This window comes from Imperialibacter sp. (assembly GCF_040222815.1).
Lineage (GTDB): Bacteria > Bacteroidota > Bacteroidia > Cytophagales > Cyclobacteriaceae > Imperialibacter.
The window spans coordinates 1-16,191 of record NZ_JAVKCH010000039.1 but is presented as its reverse complement, the minus strand read 5'-3'; the positions used below and the strand labels follow the sequence as shown (position 1 = coordinate 16,191).

Genomic DNA, 16,191 nt, shown 5'->3' with positions numbered 1-16,191 from the left:
TCTTAAAAGGTTAACCATGGATTTAACACTAAAAATCTGGAGACAGAAAAATAGCAATACCGAAGGCAAGTTTGTCACCTACGAGGTGAAAGATATATCGCATGAGTCGTCGTTTCTTGAAATGCTTGATGTGCTGAACATCGGGCTGGAAGAAAAGGGCGAAGAACCAGTGCATTTTGATCATGACTGCCGGGAAGGAATCTGTGGCATGTGCAGCTTGTATATTAATGGCAAGCCTCATGGCCCTCAGCAAACCACTACTTGCCAACTTCACATGCGCAGCTTCAAAAGTGGCCAGACTATTTGGATTGAGCCATGGAGAGCTAAGGCGTTCCCCGTGATCAAAGACCTGGTGACCGACCGCAGTGCATTTGACAGGATCATTCAGGCCGGTGGCTACATTTCTGTGAACACCGGTGGTGTGCCTGACGCTAACGAAATTCCTATTCCAAGAAAGATAGCTGATGAAGCGATGGATTCGGCTACCTGCATTGGCTGTGGGGCTTGCGTGGCAGCTTGTAAAAATGCATCTGCCATGCTTTTCGTATCTGCAAAAGTGACCCACCTCGGACTGCTTCCACAAGGCAAAGTTGAGGCTAAGACGAGAGTAGAAAATATGGTGGCTCAAATGGATGCCGAAGGCTTTGGAGCCTGCACCAACACCGGTGCCTGTGCGGCCGAGTGTCCTAAAGAGATTCCTTTGGCTAATATTGCCAAAATGAACAGGGATTTTATTGGAGCAAGGTTGACTTCAGAGAACGTTTAGAAATATTTGACTTAAATAGAAAAGGGGCTTCGGCCCCTTTTCTATTTACGGAATTATCACTTTTTTATTGTGTCTGTATCCCACAAAAGCTTAAGCGCATCCACCAAGCTGCTTTTCACCTCTTCAATTGTCATTCCTTGACTGATAGCCGCTGGAACTTCTTCTATCTGGCCTACATACCATCCATCCTCTGCTTTTTCAATTATTGCGGTAAGTTTCATATCCAAAAGTTAACACAATTTGATGATAAAGTAATCAATCCTCCTCCACCTCACTCACCGGCTTAAAACCAGCAGGCACTTCTTCTTCCTCCTCGCTGTCCTGCCCATAGGCAAAAACTTCTACAATAGAAGTTTCCACTACTTCCGGCACTCGGAATGTTACCAGCATATTGTTCAGGCTCTGATGAATGCGGTCGTAAGCATCTTTTACATCGTGAGCGGTTACAATCATCAGGTTCGTTACTTTCTTCTCTTTACCGCTGTCAGCATCGGTGACGAAATAGGTGATTTTACATTTGTGCCAGAAGTCGGCATCTTCATATAGGAATACATCGGTGATGCGGCTTTTAGTCAGGCTGGTGATCACAAATTCACCTCTTACCCGCTCGCTCAGCTTTTCGTACATAATGGCCTCCGCCTCAGTATAACTTACCGCATCGAGCAGATAAGTTTCTGTGGTGTTTTTCAAATGACCTTCGTCGTCTTCTTTCTGATACTTCGCCTTGCAAACAAACCAAATACGCATAATACCTCTGTTTTTTATTGGGCTCCAAAGATAGGGCATCCTTCTGGAAAATGGCTAGGCGCTCCACCAAAACTGTCAGGCTTTTTTCAGAAGACCACATCGACCGCAAGCTGAGCATTTCACGAGTCACAATATTTAGGTGGTGTGCAACCCTCCGGTGTCTGACGGCCCCGACCGAAGGTGCCGACTAGCCGTGCCGACACCAGCCTCCATCTTCGGTCTTCCTGCTCCCGTCTTCGATCTTCTGTCTCCCCTTCCCACTCTCCGACTTTAATAACTATCTTTGCACACTTATGTGGAATATTAAAAGAAAGATCACTGTCCAGTGCCATCCCGGCCTCCCTCCTTTTGCCGCTAACGAACTCAGAAGCCTGGGGTTTCCTGTAACTGAAGAAGCCAATATGCATGTGGTCACTGAGGGCACCCTGCACGACTGCATGTACCTGAACCTGCATCTCCGCACCGGCAACCGCATCCTTTGGGAGATGGGCAGCTTTGAGCTGAAGGATTCGGAAGGGCTGTACAAGAATATTTTTGAAATGCCATGGGAAGCCATTATCCCTAACGACGGTTATTTTAGTATCCACTCATTCGCCAAGCATGAGTCGATTAACGACACCAGGTATCCAAACCTAAAAGCCAAGGACGCAATTGTTGACAGAATCAAATCGAAAACGGGCCGCCGACCAGATTCCGGTAACGACTTCAACGAAGCTGTGGTCTACTTCTTTTGGAACAGGGAAAACTGTACTGTATACATCGATACTTCCGGTGAAACCATATCTAAGCATACCTATCGGAAAATGCCTTTCAAGGCACCAGTAGCCGAACCGTTGGCTGCCGCTATTGTGCAGGCAACTGAGTGGAGCCCGTCGATTCCGCTCATCAATCCCATGTGTGGCAGTGGCACCATTGCCATCGAAGCGGCCCTAAAAGCGGCCAACATCGCCCCTGGACTGAATAGGCATAATTTCGGTTTTAAGCACCTCATCGGGTTTGACAACAATGCCTGGAAAACCATGCTAGCCAGCGCCAAATCAAAAGTAAATGCCAAAATCAATGTCACGATCATAGGTAGCGACAGAGACATGAAAGCGCTGCAAGCAGCCCGCACCAATGCTGCAGAAGCTGGTGTGGCTTCTATGATCAAATGGGAGCTTTGTCCCTACGAAAACACCACCCTTCCAGATGGTGAAGGCATCATTATCCTTAACCCTGAATATGGGGAACGCATGGGAGAAGAATCGGAGCTGGAAGCAGTTTACAAAGGCATTGGCGACTTTTTCAAACAGCGCTGCCAGGGAAAACGAGGCTTTATATTTACCGGCAACCTCAACCTGATCAAAAAGGTGGGGCTTCGCTCGTCAGCCAAATGGCCGTTCTTCAATGCGAAGATCGATTCCAGGCTAGTGGCCTACGATATGTATGAAGGCTCAAAAAAGAATTAGGTTTCCGTTTGTAGAAGCAAAGTGTATTCGAAGCAATTTGTTGCTTAACTTTCGTTATTGAATTTGATGCTGTAGACCCAACTTTCCATTGAAGAGGTTCATTATTTTTATAATTATTCTGGTAACTGGCGGCGGGGCTTTTGTTGCCTACAAAACCTATTTCGAAAGGGGTAATATTTCCCTCTGGACGTTGGTTCCTGATAACGCACTGGCCGTTTACGAGTCGACCTCGCCCATTAATGCCTGGGCAGCATTTACTTCTTCGAATATTGGCAAAGGGCTTCAATCTATTGCTGCATTCAAGCGTCCCGGTCAAATGCTTTCAAAGCTTGATACGATTTTGGGAGGAAATGAGCAAACAGCCACGCTTTTCAACGACAAGACTTTCCTGGCCAGCCTGCACAGCGTAGGCAGCCAATCGCTAGACTTCCTTCTTCTCGTAGACTTGCCTACGCTGAATAGCCGGGGAAAAATGGATGACATCCTGGCCTACTTTTCAGAGAAAAACGGATATACCATTTCCAACAGGACTTATCAGGGCTATACCATTAGCGAGCTAAGGTCGCAAAAAACGAAAGATCTGTTCACTTTCATTTACTACAAAAACTTCTTCATAGGGAGCTTCACACCCTTCCTCGTGGAGGATGCCGTCAGGAATATTGAAACTGCTGGCTTAGGTTTTTTTGACAAAAATATCGGCCTTCTCACCCTCTCCAGATTACAAAATGACCAGGGCAATTTGTACATCAACGCCGACAAGCTTGACAGGCTGGGTGACACTTTTATAGATGAGAAATTATTGAACCTGAAGACTATAGCGAGCCTTGGTTCATCGTCTTTCCTCGACGTAAAAGTGACCGAGCCACAGCTACTAATGAATGGCTTCACGCTGATACCACAAGACTATTCAGGCTATTTCAGTGGGTTTGTCAACAACCCGGCGCAGTCGCTAAAAATGGAAGAAGTAGTGAGCAACCGAACCGCTGTTTATTTTAACCTCACTTTTGAGTCTGCCGAGCGTTGGAACACTCAGATGATACCCTATTGGCAAACAAACGAGCCTGAATTGGTCGATTTGAGAACCACAACGTTGAAAGATCAGGACATTGATATTGCCTCCTTTTTTGAGAGCATTGGTGGACATATAGGCGTTTCGTTGCAGGAGTCTTCTTTAGGTCATGATCCTGACAAGGTAGTTTACATGGAAATGGAGGATTTGCCGGAAAGCCTGCAACAGCTCAGGGAGCTTTCCGAGAGAATCAACAAGTTGCAGGGAGACACACTTTACTACGAAGAATATGCCGACTTCACCATTGGGCAACTTGAAATAGAGGAATTTCCTTATCAGTTGTTTGGAGAGCCCTTTAGTGGATTTTCGTCACTGTACTACACCGGCTACCGTAACTATTTGATTGGGGCGGCTTCAGTGCAAATACTGAAAACAGTGATCGACGATATAACTAACGAAAATACGTGGGGAAAGTCAGTGCAAATCAATTCGTTTCTAGATAACACGTTGAGAGAAGCCAATTTCAGTGTGTTCGTTCACACGCCCAGGGCCTGGAATCTGTGGCAACAAAACCTGGACTATACCTGGAAGCAGCAGTTTACGGATGCGTCGTCCACCCTTCAGTCGATCGACCTGATGGCCATACAGTGGTCTTTTATCGAAGACAAATTCTACACCAGTATCATGCTGCAGCAAACGGAAAAGGCAGCACAAAAAGGGGCGCAAAAACCTCTGCTGGCCGACAACGCCGTGACTTTTGCGCAGCCGCTCACTTCGAAGCCGTTTGTGGTTCGCAATCACAACGACAAAACGCTGGAAACCCTGGTGCAGGACTCCACCCAGATGATTTACCTGCTGTCGGCCAATCAGGAGGTTTTATGGCTTGACTCCATCAAAGGAAAAATCATCAGCCCGGTCTTTCAGATCGACTACTACAAAAACGGCAAGCTGCAATACCTGTTTTCCACTCCCAAGTACATTTATGCCATCGACAGAACAGGTGAATACCTTCCTGGCTTCCCTGTGGAATTTAAGAGCAAAACAGAAATCGCTTACTTCAATCTGGTCGACTACGACAAAAGCAAAAGCTATCGTTATTTCTTCGCCGACACCCGGGGCGACTTGTACATATCGGACAAGGATGGGAAAGTGCTGGAAGGGTGGAACCCAAAGGAAATCAAGCATCCGCTTGCCTCCTCCCCTCTGCATATCAGGGTGAGAGGACAGGATTTTCTCGTGGCGTTGCAAAGCAATGGCATCATGCGGGTATTCAACCGGCGGGCACAACCCGTGGCGGGCTTCCCGGTAGACTTCAAAGCACCGGTAAACAACCCGGTATTTGCAGAGGCGGGCTCAACGAATGCGAATAGTAAACTAACGACGATAACCGATGATGGATCAATTATTCAGATCAATCTTGCCGGCAAAGTGCTACAAAGGGAGCAACTCTACCGGCCATCGGCTCAGTCAAAATTTAAGCTCATACCGGAAGCTTCAGGTAATGGCTACATTTTTACAAGGCAGGATGCCAACAGAATTGCCATTGTAGACCAGGCTGGCAAAGTGCTCTTCGAAAAAGACTATCTATCCAGCGGCATTGCCAGTTCTCAGTTCTACGATTTTGGCGGGGGACGCAAGCTTTTCATTGTCAACGATCCTGTGCAAGCCTTCAGCTATTTGTATGACGAAAAAGGAAATCTCGTAAATTTCAGGCCTGCAGAAACCATGAACGAGGTAGCCATCATTTTTTATGAATCACAGGGCTTATATAAAATTTACAAAAACTACGAGAATGAGTTCTCCATCCTTACCCTGAAAAAGTAGTGTAGTTTTCTTTTCCTGTCTCCAACCTATTCTTTGATTCGGCTGTCCTTTAGGAAACATTTTTTGATATGAAGAAGGCATTGGGAATTATTGGCGTATTTGTCGCCATTGTCTGCGTAGGCATGAGTTGCGGAAAGGAAGAGATCAATTCAGCCCTGGAAGGAACACAAACTGCTTCCGACACACTGGCGATTAAGCTGGGAGAAACCATTACTTCCACCGCTGGAGAGCAACTCACTTTCAAGAAGCTTGTAGAAGATTCAAGGTGTCCGGCCAATGCCATGTGCATATGGCAAGGCATGGTAACTGTTGAAATGCAGGCGCAGGTGGGCTCAAAAACGGAGACTTTCACCCTGACTACTAACCCACAGGCCCCAAAGACATCGGCCGTTGTGTTGGGCTATGAGGTAACATTAGTGAATGTATTCCCTTATCCGGGAACCAGCATTGAAGAAGTACACGAGTCGGACTACTGGGTGGAAGTAACGGCCGTTAAAGCAAGCAATTGAGTTAGGGAATGTTTTAGTCAGCTATATTTATTAGAAGGCTGCCAATTGGCGGCCTTCTTTTTTCACCCCCGATTATCAAATTGGACTTGAGAATCCGCCATTCATGAAGTACTTTACTGTTTCATTAATGACCCATCAATGCGCAAAGCTTCTCTTTTCCTCACTTCTCTGTTCATAACTTCTTCCCTGCTTGCTTCAGGCCCCGGCAGTCAGTCGCTCGATGCCTTCGTCGCTGATCACATGGCTGAACTTAAAGCATTTTACCTTGACAGACACCAAAGCCCCGAGCTCTCGCTGGCTGAAAAGGAAACCTCAAAAACACTGGCTGCCGAGCTGCGTAAGCTTGGCTTTGAAGTGACAGAAAACATGGGTGGCTACGGCGTGGTGGGTGTGTTAAAAAACGGCAAAGGCCCTACAGTGTTGTATCGCACCGATATGGATGCTTTGCCCATGGTCGAAAAAACCGGCCTTGACTACGCCAGTCAGGTGGTTGTAGCTGATGGCAGCGGCGGACAGGTGAGCACTATGCATTCCTGTGGGCACGATATGCACATGACAGTGTGGCTCGGCACAGCCAAAGCGATGGTGGACATGAAAAGTCAATGGAAAGGAACGCTGGTGATGATTGGGCAGCCTGCTGAAGAAATTGGCGCTGGTGCCAAATTAATGCTGGATGCGGGCCTGTACGAGAAGTTTCCGGTACCCGATTATGGAGTAGGACTTCACTGTAGCCCCACCATACCGACAGGCAAAGTTGGCTTTGGCAAAGGTTATACGATGGCCAATTCAGAGGCGATCAGCATCAAAGTGTTTGGTCAGGGTGCGCACGGGGCTTCCCCTCACATGTCGATTGACCCGGTGGTGATGGCCTCTATGCTGGTGATGGAGCTCCAAACCATAGTAAGCAGGAATCTCAATCCACTAGACAATGCGGTAGTTACAGTCGGCGTGATTAAAGGCGGCACCAAGTACAATATCATTCCTGATGAAGTTACCCTGGAGCTAACTGTAAGAACGTTTACTGAAGAGGTGAGATTGAAAATTCACCAGAGAATCAAAGAAATTGCAAGGGGTGTGGCGATTTCCGCCGGGCTTCCTGAAGACAAATATCCCGAAGTAATTATCCCCGAAACTTTCACTCCAGCCAACTTCAATAATGAAGGTTTGGTCGAACGGCTATCCGCCTCTGCTGTTAAGGCTATTGGAGCAGACAACGTAGTGGCAGCGGAACCACAAATGGTGGCTGAAGACTTTTCGAGGTACGGCAAAACAGCGAATAATGTACCCACTACCCTCTTCTGGCTGGGCACAGTGCCTGTTGAAAGATCAGCAAAAGTGGCCAAAGGCGAAATGACATTGCCCGGCCTTCATTCTCCATTTTACTACCCAGCCATTGAAACATCCATAGCAACGGGCGTGAAGGTAACCAGCACTGGCCTGCTTGATTTGTTCAAAGGCGGAAAGTAACAATGATTAGTCGAGCTGTAGTCGTTTAACTCCGGCATTGAACCGGAGGTATCGCTTCTCTCCATCCCTTTCGATGGCAACCACGTTTTCCTGATCGCTGAATAGCTCGACCAGCAGGGCATTCTCTATCACGTCAATCGATGCCCCTTCTACAATAAAGTACGACCAAACCGTATCATTTTCTGCACTGCCATTCACCCATTTCAGTGCAAGCTCGTTTCCCTGCCGAGTGATGAAATGCATCTTTGCTTTGATATAACTGGCAACAAGCGCTTCCGATTTTTTGATGTCGCCATCGGTTCGAAGCGAAACACTTTCTCCCGAGAAATCCCGAATAGCATCTTCCAGGTCAGTATTAAAAAGCCTACAGCTTACCTCCCAGGTATCGTTGCCTGAATACTTCACGTTGGTCACCGACACGTAGAGACCGTGGTCGGCCCCAAAAAACCCGATGAGAAAAATCAGGAGGTTCATATCACAAGGTAAGATAAAAAACCCTTGCACCTGAAAGTCCAGGATCATTCTGTATTTCTGGGGGAATTAACTTTTGGCATGGGTATTTTGTGCTTGCATAAAAAAAGCAATCCCGTCACAAAGACGGGACTGCTCACAACCATCATCCCAAAAAAATCATTACTCAACCAGCACTTTCCTCACCGGTTTCGCTGGCTCAGCCATTTTGTTGAGCTGGAGTTGCAGGACTCCATTTTTGTACTCAGCGTGCACTTTTTCTTCGTTGACATCCTCAGGCAAGGAAAAGGAGCGCTTGAAGTTGGTTTGGAAAAACTCCCTTCTAGTGTAGTTGGGTTTCTTCTCTTCGTTCTCCTCTTTACGTTCAGATGTCACTGTCAGCATTCCCTTTTCAATGGAAACCCTGAAATCATCCTTTTTAAAACCGGGCGCAGCCATTTCTATTTCATAGCCTTTGTCGGTTTCCTTAATATTCACAGCAGGCAAGAGCGGTCTTTGCAGGAAATCATCTCCAAAGAACTTCTCTGTGTCCCATAAATCAGTCAGCAGCGAGTCTATCATTGGCAGGCTGCCGTTTCTTTTGACGAGTGTCATAGCTACCTCCTTGTGTTAATGTTCTACCCAAAAGTGGCACCAAAACCTTGCCCGTGAAATGATTTAGAACAGCAGGTGGCTATGATTTTCCTCATGCCTGTCTTACAGATACTGCGGCAACCAGCAAGTCGATTTGTGGCTAAATATCAGCACAAAAGGTGCCTGTTTGGTGAATTTTTCTTATATTTTCTACATATGTGAAAAATTACAAAACCTCAAGGTGCCAGCGCCGTAAAAAGAGGACATAAACGGAGTTACAACGTTTTTAAGTCATTACACTACCGATCATGAAGGGAACACATCTTGGAGAATTTGAAGAATTGATATTGCTCACGGTTGCTTTGCTCAATGAAGAAGCCTACGGAGTTGCCATACAAAAAGAGATCAGGAAAAAAGCTGGCAGAAGTGTGGCCATCAGTGCCATACACAGTGCGCTGAACCGTCTTGATTCGAAAGGCTTTGTGGAGTCCGCTTTTGGCGAGGCCACTCCCGAACGAGGCGGCAAACGAAAGCGAATTTTTAAAGTAACAGCCTTCGGCATCAAGTCGCTCGAGCAGGCCAAGGAGCTAAGAGAAAGCTACTGGACGGAAATTCCTCAGCTCTCTATTGAGGGGATGTAAAATCTGACCAATGCCTACCTTGATAAAAAAGGACAACAGCGAGAATAAAAGACCTGAGCCGCCAGCCTGGGCCACTGGCTTCTTGCATTGGTATTGCCGGGAGGAGCTGGCCGAAGAAATAGAAGGAGACATCAGGGAAATATTTGAAGAGACGGCCGGTGAAAAAAACAGCAGGCTGGCCTCGCTTCAATATGTGTGGCATGTGCTCAAGTTTTGTCAGCCATTTGCATGGAAAAAAAGGAACAACAAATACAATCAAACTCAATTTAATAATTGGACTATGCTTAAGAATTATATCATTATCGCTTACAGGAGCCTCCTCAAGAAGGTTGGCTACTCGCTGGTGAACATCTTCGGGTTGGCGGTAGGCATCACTGTCTGCCTGCTCATTGTCATTTTTGTACAATACGAACTCTCCTTCGATAATTTTCAAAAAGACGATGTGTACAGGATCGCCCTCAAAAGGGTGTACCCCGAAAGAGAGGTAAACTACGCCTTCATTCCCCACTCCATTGGCCCTCAGCTGAAAGAGGATTTCCCTGAAGTGATCCAATCTGCCAACCTGCTAAAGGCATTTGCTCCCATTGTGGTGCGTTACAACGACAACTACTTTTATGAAGAAAATATACTCTTCGCAGACAGCACGCTGTTTGAAGTGTTGGAGATTCCGCTGATAGAAGGCGACGCCGAAACTGCCCTGAAAGAGCCAAACAGTCTGCTCATAACCGAATCCATGGCCAAAAAATACTTCGGGGATGAGTCGCCCATGGGCAAAAGTATGGAAACCGGACAGGGTAATTTCATTGTGAGGGCAGTGGCCAAAGACTACCCCGGCAACTCGCACATGGCATTTGACTTTATTGGGTCGATGAGCACCTTCCCGTTCATTGCGCAGCCCAATTGGATCGGCTTTGATGTGCTTACCTACCTCAAACTACAACCCGGCTCCAATCCAGGCACCCTCGAAAAACAGTTTCCTGAGTTTGTGAAAAAATATGCTGCCGGGCCCATTCAGCAGCGCAATGGCATTTCTTACGACGAATACATCGCTGCGGGCAATGGTTACATCTACACACTTCAACCATTGAAAGACATCTACCTCCATTCTAACCTTGAAGGAGAAATAAAGGCCAACGGCAATATCACTTACGTATATATTTTCATTTCAGCGGCCATTTTCATCCTGCTTATTGCCTGTATCAACTTCATGAACCTATCCACCGCCCGCTCCACCGAAAGAGCAAAGGAAGTGGGGATTAGAAAGGTGCTTGGATCGGTAAGAAATCAGCTGATAGGCCAGTTTATCACCGAATCGGTTCTGCTTACTTTGATCAGCTTTGTGCTTGCCATGGTAGCGCTGGTGTTTATCCTCCCTTTCTTCTCTGATGTATCACACAGAGCACTTACATTGAATTTCCTACTGGCACCCACAACCATTACAGTGATCGTTTTGGTCATTTTCTGCATTGGCTTCCTGGCCGGCGTGTACCCCGCCTTCGTGCTATCTTCCTTTCAGCCCGCAGCGGTGCTCAAAGGGAAGATGCAAACATCAAAATATGGCGTTTTTCTTCGCAATGGCCTCGTAGTTTTTCAGTTTGCTATCTCTATCGGCTTGATTTCCTGTACGATGATCATTTTCAACCAAATGAGCTTCATGCTCAATAAGTCTCTGGGCTTTGAAAAAGATCATGTGGTTGTGATTGAAAGTGCGTTCAATGTCAACAGAGACAATTTTCAGAACCCCGATGCCGACGTGTTTCAAATCAGAAGCCGCTATGAAACTTTTGAGAACGAGATCAAAAAGGTACCTGGGGTGAAAAATGCGACCTACACCTCAGCTATGCCCGGCGATGTAATGCCCGGATTCATAGTGAGGGTGCCGGGTAGCGGCGAAAAAGAAAGCATGGTAGCGAGAGGGCTTTCGGTAGATGAGAGCTTCTTCGAAACAATGCAGATCGAGCTTTTGGAAGGACGACTGTTCTCGAAGAGCTTCAACGATTCACTATCTATGATACTTGCGGCCTCCACCGTAGCCAAGCTGGGATTGGAAGACCCAATTGGTAAGAAAATAATCAATGTGAATAACGGCGGCGACACAGATATTACCTACACGATCATTGGGGTGGTCAATGATTTTCATTTTCAGTCGTTGCACGTAGGACTGGAGCCTGTGGCCATCATTCACGTGAACTCGCCCAATACTTTCATTAACAAAATGGTGGTAAAGGTTGATCCTTCCGAACTAAAGGCTTCTCTGGCTGGCGTGGAAGCAACATGGAACCAGTTCACGAAAGACACGCCGCTGCGCTACTACTATCTGGACGAAAACCTGAAGCGCTTCTATGACGCAGAGAAAACCAGTGGCGACATGTTCACCATTTTCACATCGCTGGCCATTATGATCGCTTGTATTGGCCTGTTTGGCCTGGCTGCTTACACCGCAGGTCAAAAACGCAAAGAGATTGGAGTGCGTAAAGTGATGGGCGCTTCCATCTTCAACATCGTACTGCTGCTGAGCAGGGACTTTACGAAACTTATCCTGATTGCCGTGGTAGTGGCTGTACCTGCCGCCTGGTGGGGAATGGACAAGTGGCTGGATAATTTTGCCTACCGCATCGACATCAGTGTGTGGACGTTCCTGCTCGCAGCCCTCACTGCTGTAGTTATCGGCTGGCTGACTGTTGGCTATCAGTCGTTCACAGCCGCCAGCGTGAACCCGGTGAAGTCGTTGAGATCAGAATAAAACAAGTTTGGAAACAGTTAACGGAAAGCCGCCTGAAAGGGTGGCTTTCTTTATTTCATACCTGGCTGGAAAATTCTTGCTTTAGCCCGGATGGAGGCCAATGACCAGGCTGTAGGCATTGTCTTCCTGAACGACCTTAAAATTGAGCTGATGCCTGTTGCAAATGGCTTTGATAATGGACGCCCCTACTCCCAGCCCCCTGATAGAAATGAAATCGGCACCCTCGTGAGACAACTCCCCGACCTCACGGGTGCTGTTAGTAACTTTTAACTCCCTTGGCGTCAGCTTCACCTCAATAAAGCCATTCTTGATGTTGTGACGAATACTGTTCGAAATGATGTTGTTCAGCAGCGTATCTATTAGTTGCGGATTTATATCAAGCATCACGTCCGGCACAATGTCGGCCTTCAGGCTAATCTTCTTCAGCTTGATCAGCTCCTCTGTTTGCTCAAGTTTCGATGTTAGCGTGGCTGAAAAATCGATATGACCCATTTGGTTAAACTGGCCTAACTCAATTCTCTTTAAGAAAATGAGGGTTTTCTCAAACTCGCTGATTCCTTGAATAGTATTGCGAATGGCCACCAGGCTCCTTAGCTGGTCTTCGCTCAGGCTCTTGTCCTGAATGAGCAGGTCGATCTTTCCACTGACCACCGCCAGGGGTGTTTGCAGCTCGTGGGTAAGGTAGGAGGTGAAATCCTTCAACTCATCGTACTCACTCTGAAGTCGGCTTGTTATTTCACGAAGGGTGGCGTCAAGCATCTGAAACTCTTTCACGCTGCTTGGGGCGCTCACATATTCGCTAGAGCCATCCAGGTTGAAGCGGGTCAGATTAGCTAATATCCTATGGAAAGGCATCCAGATTTTTCGAAAGAAATAAAAGTTGAGAAACAAGATGACCACAGCCATTAACAGACAAGTGATGACGATAGTGGTGATGACCGACTGGAGTACCTCGTCGTTGTCGACTTCTGCAGTGCGTGCCCACACCATGTAATTTCTGCCATTTGTGCTGTACTGAAACCGCAATTGGCGATACAGTATGGATTCGTCAAGCTTGGGGTTATTAATCACTGTATCGGAGAAGACATCCGTTACAGGCAGGTGCAGTGCCTCCTCCTCTTCTATCTCATAAATGTCAGCAAATGCATGCTCAATAAAAGGACTTTCTCCTTTGTAGTTGTCCAGCAAGTCAATGATATACTGCTTTCTTATTTTCAGCACCTCGTCCTCGTTCGTCTCGAGCACCGACTCAATGGACTGGTAAAAAATACCACCACCAAGGGCAACCACAATAATAATGGCCGGGAGATTAAAGATGAGTTCTTTTACGACCAGCCTCATGCCACTTCAAACCGGTATCCGATACCGTGAACGTTTTTGATGTTGTCCGTGGCTCCTGCGTTCATCAATTTCTTTCGCAGGTTTTTTACATGTGTGTATATGTAGTCGTAGTTATCGGAAAACTCAATACTTATGCCCCATAGGTGGGCAGCCAGACTCTCTTTTGTGATCAGGCGGTTTTTGTTCGACATGAGGTAAAGCAGCATCTCAAACTCCTTCTTGGTCAATTCAAGCTCCACATCATGCACAAATGCCTTGAACTCATTGGGATAAACGGAGATCGATTCGGAAACCACCTGATGGCGGCTGTCGCCAAGCTTCCTTCTCAGCACAGACCTGATCCGGGCATTCAGCTCATGCAGGTCGAAAGGCTTGGTGAGGTAGTCGTCGGCCCCGAGATCCAGCGACTGCACCTTATCCTCGGTCATGTTGTGAGACGAGATGATGATGATGCCTGTTTTTTGCTGTTTTGACTTGATGAGATTGATGAGTGAGTTGCCACTGCCGTCGGGTAGGTTGATGTCGATCAGGCACACATCGTAGTTCTCGTTCTTTATCTCCTGCTGTGCCGACCGGTAGGTCTCCACCGCCACCACCACATACTTCTCCTCCTCCAGGAACGTCCTGATTGCCTTTAGTAATTGGTATTCGTCTTCTACAAGAAGTACCCTTACTTCCTTCATTTCGACTTTTGACATTGAACGATACAATTTACCAGAAATCGTTATTTACTTAGCCAGCCCGGGCGATTAAGTTGCCCACCTATCTCCCTGCTGCAACTGAAAGAAACCCTGAACCACATGTCAACTTCGTATTGTGCAAGCCCTGGCAGCCCTGGGCTGCATCCCCCAATGGCCGCCACCCGGGCCTGCAAACTACCAACTGAAAGAAATAAAACAAGTGATGAGTATCACTCCTTTACAGGAAACCTGTTAAACGCAAAAAATCATCATTCAACCTTCAACTCTTTTGCGATAACCCATTCTTTCGACACCACAAATTTCACTTATGATTTCTGAAGTATTTTGGGAGCATTCCTGAAGTTTTCCTGAACATTTGGAGCCGAAACGTTCATTTGTTGAGAATGATTCACCAAGCTTGCGGGTGATTCGCACGGTGGACGGGACGAAATCCCAGCAATCATCCCTAACCACGAACATGATGCCGCCAGAAGCCTAGATCAAGCAAAAGCCTTAGTGGACCGATTGAGTTTACGGGTAAAAAAATATATGTTTATCATGGAGATTTGGGTTAAAAAAAGCATCAAAAATTCCTATCTTTCTATAGTGGGGGGTAAACCCAAGCTTGAGTTGGGAGTTGGGGTTATGCATATATTAGCGAGCATAGCTTGCGACACGGAAATTTATGTCAGGCTAACCTAATTTTTGTTTCAATTTGTCCTGTCAACTTTTAAAACGGAGTTGCAAGTATTTCGACTCACAAAGAATCATGTTGAACCAACTGATCCTAATGAACGACCTACTGGCGGGCATTCTCTTTCGTAGTAACATATGAGAAAATTACTTCCTATAATTCCGTTTATCCTTGGTCTGATATTCAATGTCAGCGGGCAAGACCATTTGGAGCCGACGAATGGTGTGTTTAGTGAACTTAAAATACTTCAACGCTACTACAATCAAGTTAGTCAAATTCTACTCGAAGGATTATCAGAACGACCCGCAGCTCAGCTTGTAATACTACCATCATTTTCAAAAGAGGTAGTGTGGCAAGTCCATGGTGACACTCTGACAAATAAGTTTTACGCAGTTTACAGGACTGGATCAGAGAGCATTTGGTATACAGTCAATACCAACGACAAAGCTCAAGATATCAAACCGTTAACAACTGAAATAGAAATTTCAAAAGAAGCTTTTCAAATAGTCTCCAAGCTGTTTGCTGTTGCGATAAGCAATGTTAAATACCCTATCAATGATCGGGGAGGTACAGATGGTGCCAATTACTTTTTTTCATCGTTTCAATATGGCCAGGGAACAAGAAGTGGCACAATCTGGTCGCCGGATAAGAAAAGTATTATGCGGCGGCTGGTCAAAATTTGTGACGAACTTATCTTAGAAACCGAAGCAGGGCTACAGCCAACTAGCATGCAACTGAAGTCAGTTGAACAACTAACAATTGAATTTGAGAGAATAGCCCGCTAACACAACGGCATGAAGAGACTGACTTTCATATTATTTGCTTTTTTTCTTTCTGCAGAAGTTTCCTTTGCGACGGGGCAATACCCTGAATTGATTATCTATGAAGGTGATACTCTTAAACTGCTTTCTGTGCCACTGGAAGGTTATTTAGGAGAATACGATGAACGAGAAGATAAATATCCATTTCTTAAACTGACCTGCTCTACTGCGCTATGGAGAAGCTACCAAGCGCTATGGAAGCTTGAGAATGATGAATTATTTCTTGTTGATGTATTCCTTTGCGCCGATCGTGAGAAAAGTATACTTCGAAATCTATTTGAATTAGACTCGCCAATTAAAGCCAAATGGTTTTCTGGAAAATTATTTGTCCAACATGGCAAAATGATTAAATATCATCATTCCGGGTTTGCACAATATTTTGAGGAGGAAACAGTAGTTGAAATTCAGGAGGGTAATCTTATGGATCGCCAGCATTTTGTGAATGGCTATCGACCTG

At 46.2% G+C, this 16,191-nt stretch carries 15 protein-coding genes; 9 read left to right on the top strand and 6 right to left on the bottom strand.

Annotated elements, in window-relative coordinates; genetic code table 11:
- Positions 1 to 16: 16 nt before the first annotated feature.
- Positions 17 to 766 carry a succinate dehydrogenase/fumarate reductase iron-sulfur subunit gene (locus RIF36_RS18825; protein ID WP_151999113.1) on the top strand — a complete coding sequence of 250 codons (750 nt, stop codon included), beginning with the start codon at positions 17 to 19 and terminating at the stop codon, positions 764 to 766.
- Between the two features lie 56 nt (positions 767 to 822).
- Here the strand turns inward: RIF36_RS18825 and RIF36_RS18820 are convergent, their stop codons facing one another.
- Positions 823 to 987, bottom strand: a complete 165-nt coding sequence (locus RIF36_RS18820) for a type II toxin-antitoxin system HicB family antitoxin (RefSeq protein ID WP_350129422.1) — start codon at positions 985 to 987, stop codon at positions 823 to 825.
- A gap of 34 nt (positions 988 to 1,021) precedes the next feature.
- Positions 1,022 to 1,513 carry a DUF4494 domain-containing protein gene (locus RIF36_RS18815; RefSeq protein ID WP_350129425.1) on the bottom strand — a complete coding sequence of 164 codons (492 nt, stop codon included), beginning with the start codon at positions 1,511 to 1,513 and terminating at the stop codon, positions 1,022 to 1,024.
- Between the two features lie 293 nt (positions 1,514 to 1,806).
- On the opposite strand from RIF36_RS18815, the gene RIF36_RS18810 reads away from it, so the two are divergent.
- The 4 genes from RIF36_RS18810 (at position 1,807) to RIF36_RS18795 (ending at position 7,770) form a co-directional block, all read left to right on the top strand.
- Positions 1,807 to 2,961: a THUMP domain-containing class I SAM-dependent RNA methyltransferase gene (locus tag RIF36_RS18810; protein ID WP_350129427.1), complete on the top strand. Its 1,155-nt coding sequence runs from the start codon at positions 1,807 to 1,809 to the stop codon at positions 2,959 to 2,961.
- Between the two features lie 88 nt (positions 2,962 to 3,049).
- On the top strand, positions 3,050 to 5,794 hold the full coding sequence (locus RIF36_RS18805; protein WP_350129430.1) for a hypothetical protein: 2,745 nt from the start codon (positions 3,050 to 3,052) through the stop codon (positions 5,792 to 5,794).
- Positions 5,795 to 5,862: 68 nt separating this feature from the next.
- On the top strand, positions 5,863 to 6,303 hold the full coding sequence (locus RIF36_RS18800; protein WP_350129433.1) for a hypothetical protein: 441 nt from the start codon (positions 5,863 to 5,865) through the stop codon (positions 6,301 to 6,303).
- A gap of 138 nt (positions 6,304 to 6,441) precedes the next feature.
- On the top strand, positions 6,442 to 7,770 hold the full coding sequence (locus RIF36_RS18795) for a M20 metallopeptidase family protein (RefSeq protein ID WP_350129436.1): 1,329 nt from the start codon (positions 6,442 to 6,444) through the stop codon (positions 7,768 to 7,770).
- A 6-nt stretch (positions 7,771 to 7,776) separates the two neighbouring features.
- On the opposite strand, the gene RIF36_RS18790 is transcribed toward RIF36_RS18795, so the two are convergent.
- A complete protein-coding gene (locus RIF36_RS18790) occupies positions 7,777 to 8,244 on the bottom strand; it encodes a DUF6702 family protein (protein ID WP_350129439.1) in 468 nt (155 codons plus the stop codon).
- A gap of 159 nt (positions 8,245 to 8,403) precedes the next feature.
- Positions 8,404 to 8,835: an Hsp20/alpha crystallin family protein gene (locus RIF36_RS18785; protein ID WP_151999105.1), complete on the bottom strand. Its 432-nt coding sequence runs from the start codon at positions 8,833 to 8,835 to the stop codon at positions 8,404 to 8,406.
- Positions 8,836 to 9,122: 287 nt separating this feature from the next.
- Here RIF36_RS18785 and RIF36_RS18780 point away from each other — a divergent pair, with 287 nt between their 5' ends.
- Both RIF36_RS18780 and RIF36_RS18775 read left to right on the top strand, forming a co-directional pair.
- The gene (locus RIF36_RS18780; protein WP_151999104.1) at positions 9,123 to 9,455 is read left to right on the top strand and encodes a PadR family transcriptional regulator; all 333 of its coding nucleotides are present in this window, start codon (positions 9,123 to 9,125) and stop codon (positions 9,453 to 9,455) included.
- 10 nt (positions 9,456 to 9,465) lie between these two features.
- On the top strand, positions 9,466 to 12,198 hold the full coding sequence (locus tag RIF36_RS18775) for an ABC transporter permease (RefSeq protein WP_350129442.1): 2,733 nt from the start codon (positions 9,466 to 9,468) through the stop codon (positions 12,196 to 12,198).
- Positions 12,199 to 12,279: 81 nt separating this feature from the next.
- Here RIF36_RS18775 and RIF36_RS18770 read toward each other — a convergent pair whose 3' ends face one another.
- Positions 12,280 to 13,539 (bottom strand): sensor histidine kinase, encoded by a 1,260-nt coding sequence (locus tag RIF36_RS18770; RefSeq protein WP_350129445.1) that lies wholly within the window; start codon positions 13,537 to 13,539, stop codon positions 12,280 to 12,282.
- The gene (locus RIF36_RS18765) at positions 13,536 to 14,237 is read right to left on the bottom strand and encodes a response regulator transcription factor (RefSeq protein ID WP_151999101.1); all 702 of its coding nucleotides are present in this window, start codon (positions 14,235 to 14,237) and stop codon (positions 13,536 to 13,538) included. The genes RIF36_RS18770 and RIF36_RS18765 overlap by 4 nt, the downstream gene beginning before the upstream one ends.
- 813 nt (positions 14,238 to 15,050) lie before the next feature.
- Between RIF36_RS18765 and RIF36_RS18760 the strand changes: the two genes are divergently transcribed.
- Positions 15,051 to 15,698, top strand: coding sequence for a hypothetical protein (locus RIF36_RS18760; RefSeq protein WP_350129448.1), 648 nt, complete (start codon positions 15,051 to 15,053; stop codon positions 15,696 to 15,698).
- 9 nt (positions 15,699 to 15,707) lie between these two features.
- On the top strand, positions 15,708 to 16,191 hold a 484-nt coding region (locus RIF36_RS18755; protein ID WP_350149509.1), incomplete at its 3' end, for a hypothetical protein.

What these genes read in the sequence shown, in the direction of transcription:
- RIF36_RS18825 (WP_151999113.1), top strand. Translation starts at nt 17, where the DNA reads ATGGATTTAACACTAAAAATCTGGAGACAGAAAAATAGCAATACCGAA.
- RIF36_RS18820 (WP_350129422.1), bottom strand. Translation starts at nt 987, where the DNA reads ATGAAACTTACCGCAATAATTGAAAAAGCAGAGGATGGATGGTATGTA.
- RIF36_RS18815 (WP_350129425.1), bottom strand. Translation starts at nt 1,513, where the DNA reads ATGCGTATTTGGTTTGTTTGCAAGGCGAAGTATCAGAAAGAAGACGAC.
- RIF36_RS18810 (WP_350129427.1), top strand. Translation starts at nt 1,807, where the DNA reads ATGTGGAATATTAAAAGAAAGATCACTGTCCAGTGCCATCCCGGCCTC.
- RIF36_RS18800 (WP_350129433.1), top strand. Translation starts at nt 5,863, where the DNA reads ATGAAGAAGGCATTGGGAATTATTGGCGTATTTGTCGCCATTGTCTGC.
- RIF36_RS18795 (WP_350129436.1), top strand. Translation starts at nt 6,442, where the DNA reads ATGCGCAAAGCTTCTCTTTTCCTCACTTCTCTGTTCATAACTTCTTCC.
- RIF36_RS18790 (WP_350129439.1), bottom strand. Translation starts at nt 8,244, where the DNA reads ATGAACCTCCTGATTTTTCTCATCGGGTTTTTTGGGGCCGACCACGGT.
- RIF36_RS18785 (WP_151999105.1), bottom strand. Translation starts at nt 8,835, where the DNA reads ATGACACTCGTCAAAAGAAACGGCAGCCTGCCAATGATAGACTCGCTG.
- RIF36_RS18780 (WP_151999104.1), top strand. Translation starts at nt 9,123, where the DNA reads ATGAAGGGAACACATCTTGGAGAATTTGAAGAATTGATATTGCTCACG.
- RIF36_RS18775 (WP_350129442.1), top strand. Translation starts at nt 9,466, where the DNA reads ATGCCTACCTTGATAAAAAAGGACAACAGCGAGAATAAAAGACCTGAG.
- RIF36_RS18770 (WP_350129445.1), bottom strand. Translation starts at nt 13,539, where the DNA reads ATGAGGCTGGTCGTAAAAGAACTCATCTTTAATCTCCCGGCCATTATT.
- RIF36_RS18765 (WP_151999101.1), bottom strand. Translation starts at nt 14,237, where the DNA reads ATGTCAAAAGTCGAAATGAAGGAAGTAAGGGTACTTCTTGTAGAAGAC.
- RIF36_RS18760 (WP_350129448.1), top strand. Translation starts at nt 15,051, where the DNA reads ATGAGAAAATTACTTCCTATAATTCCGTTTATCCTTGGTCTGATATTC.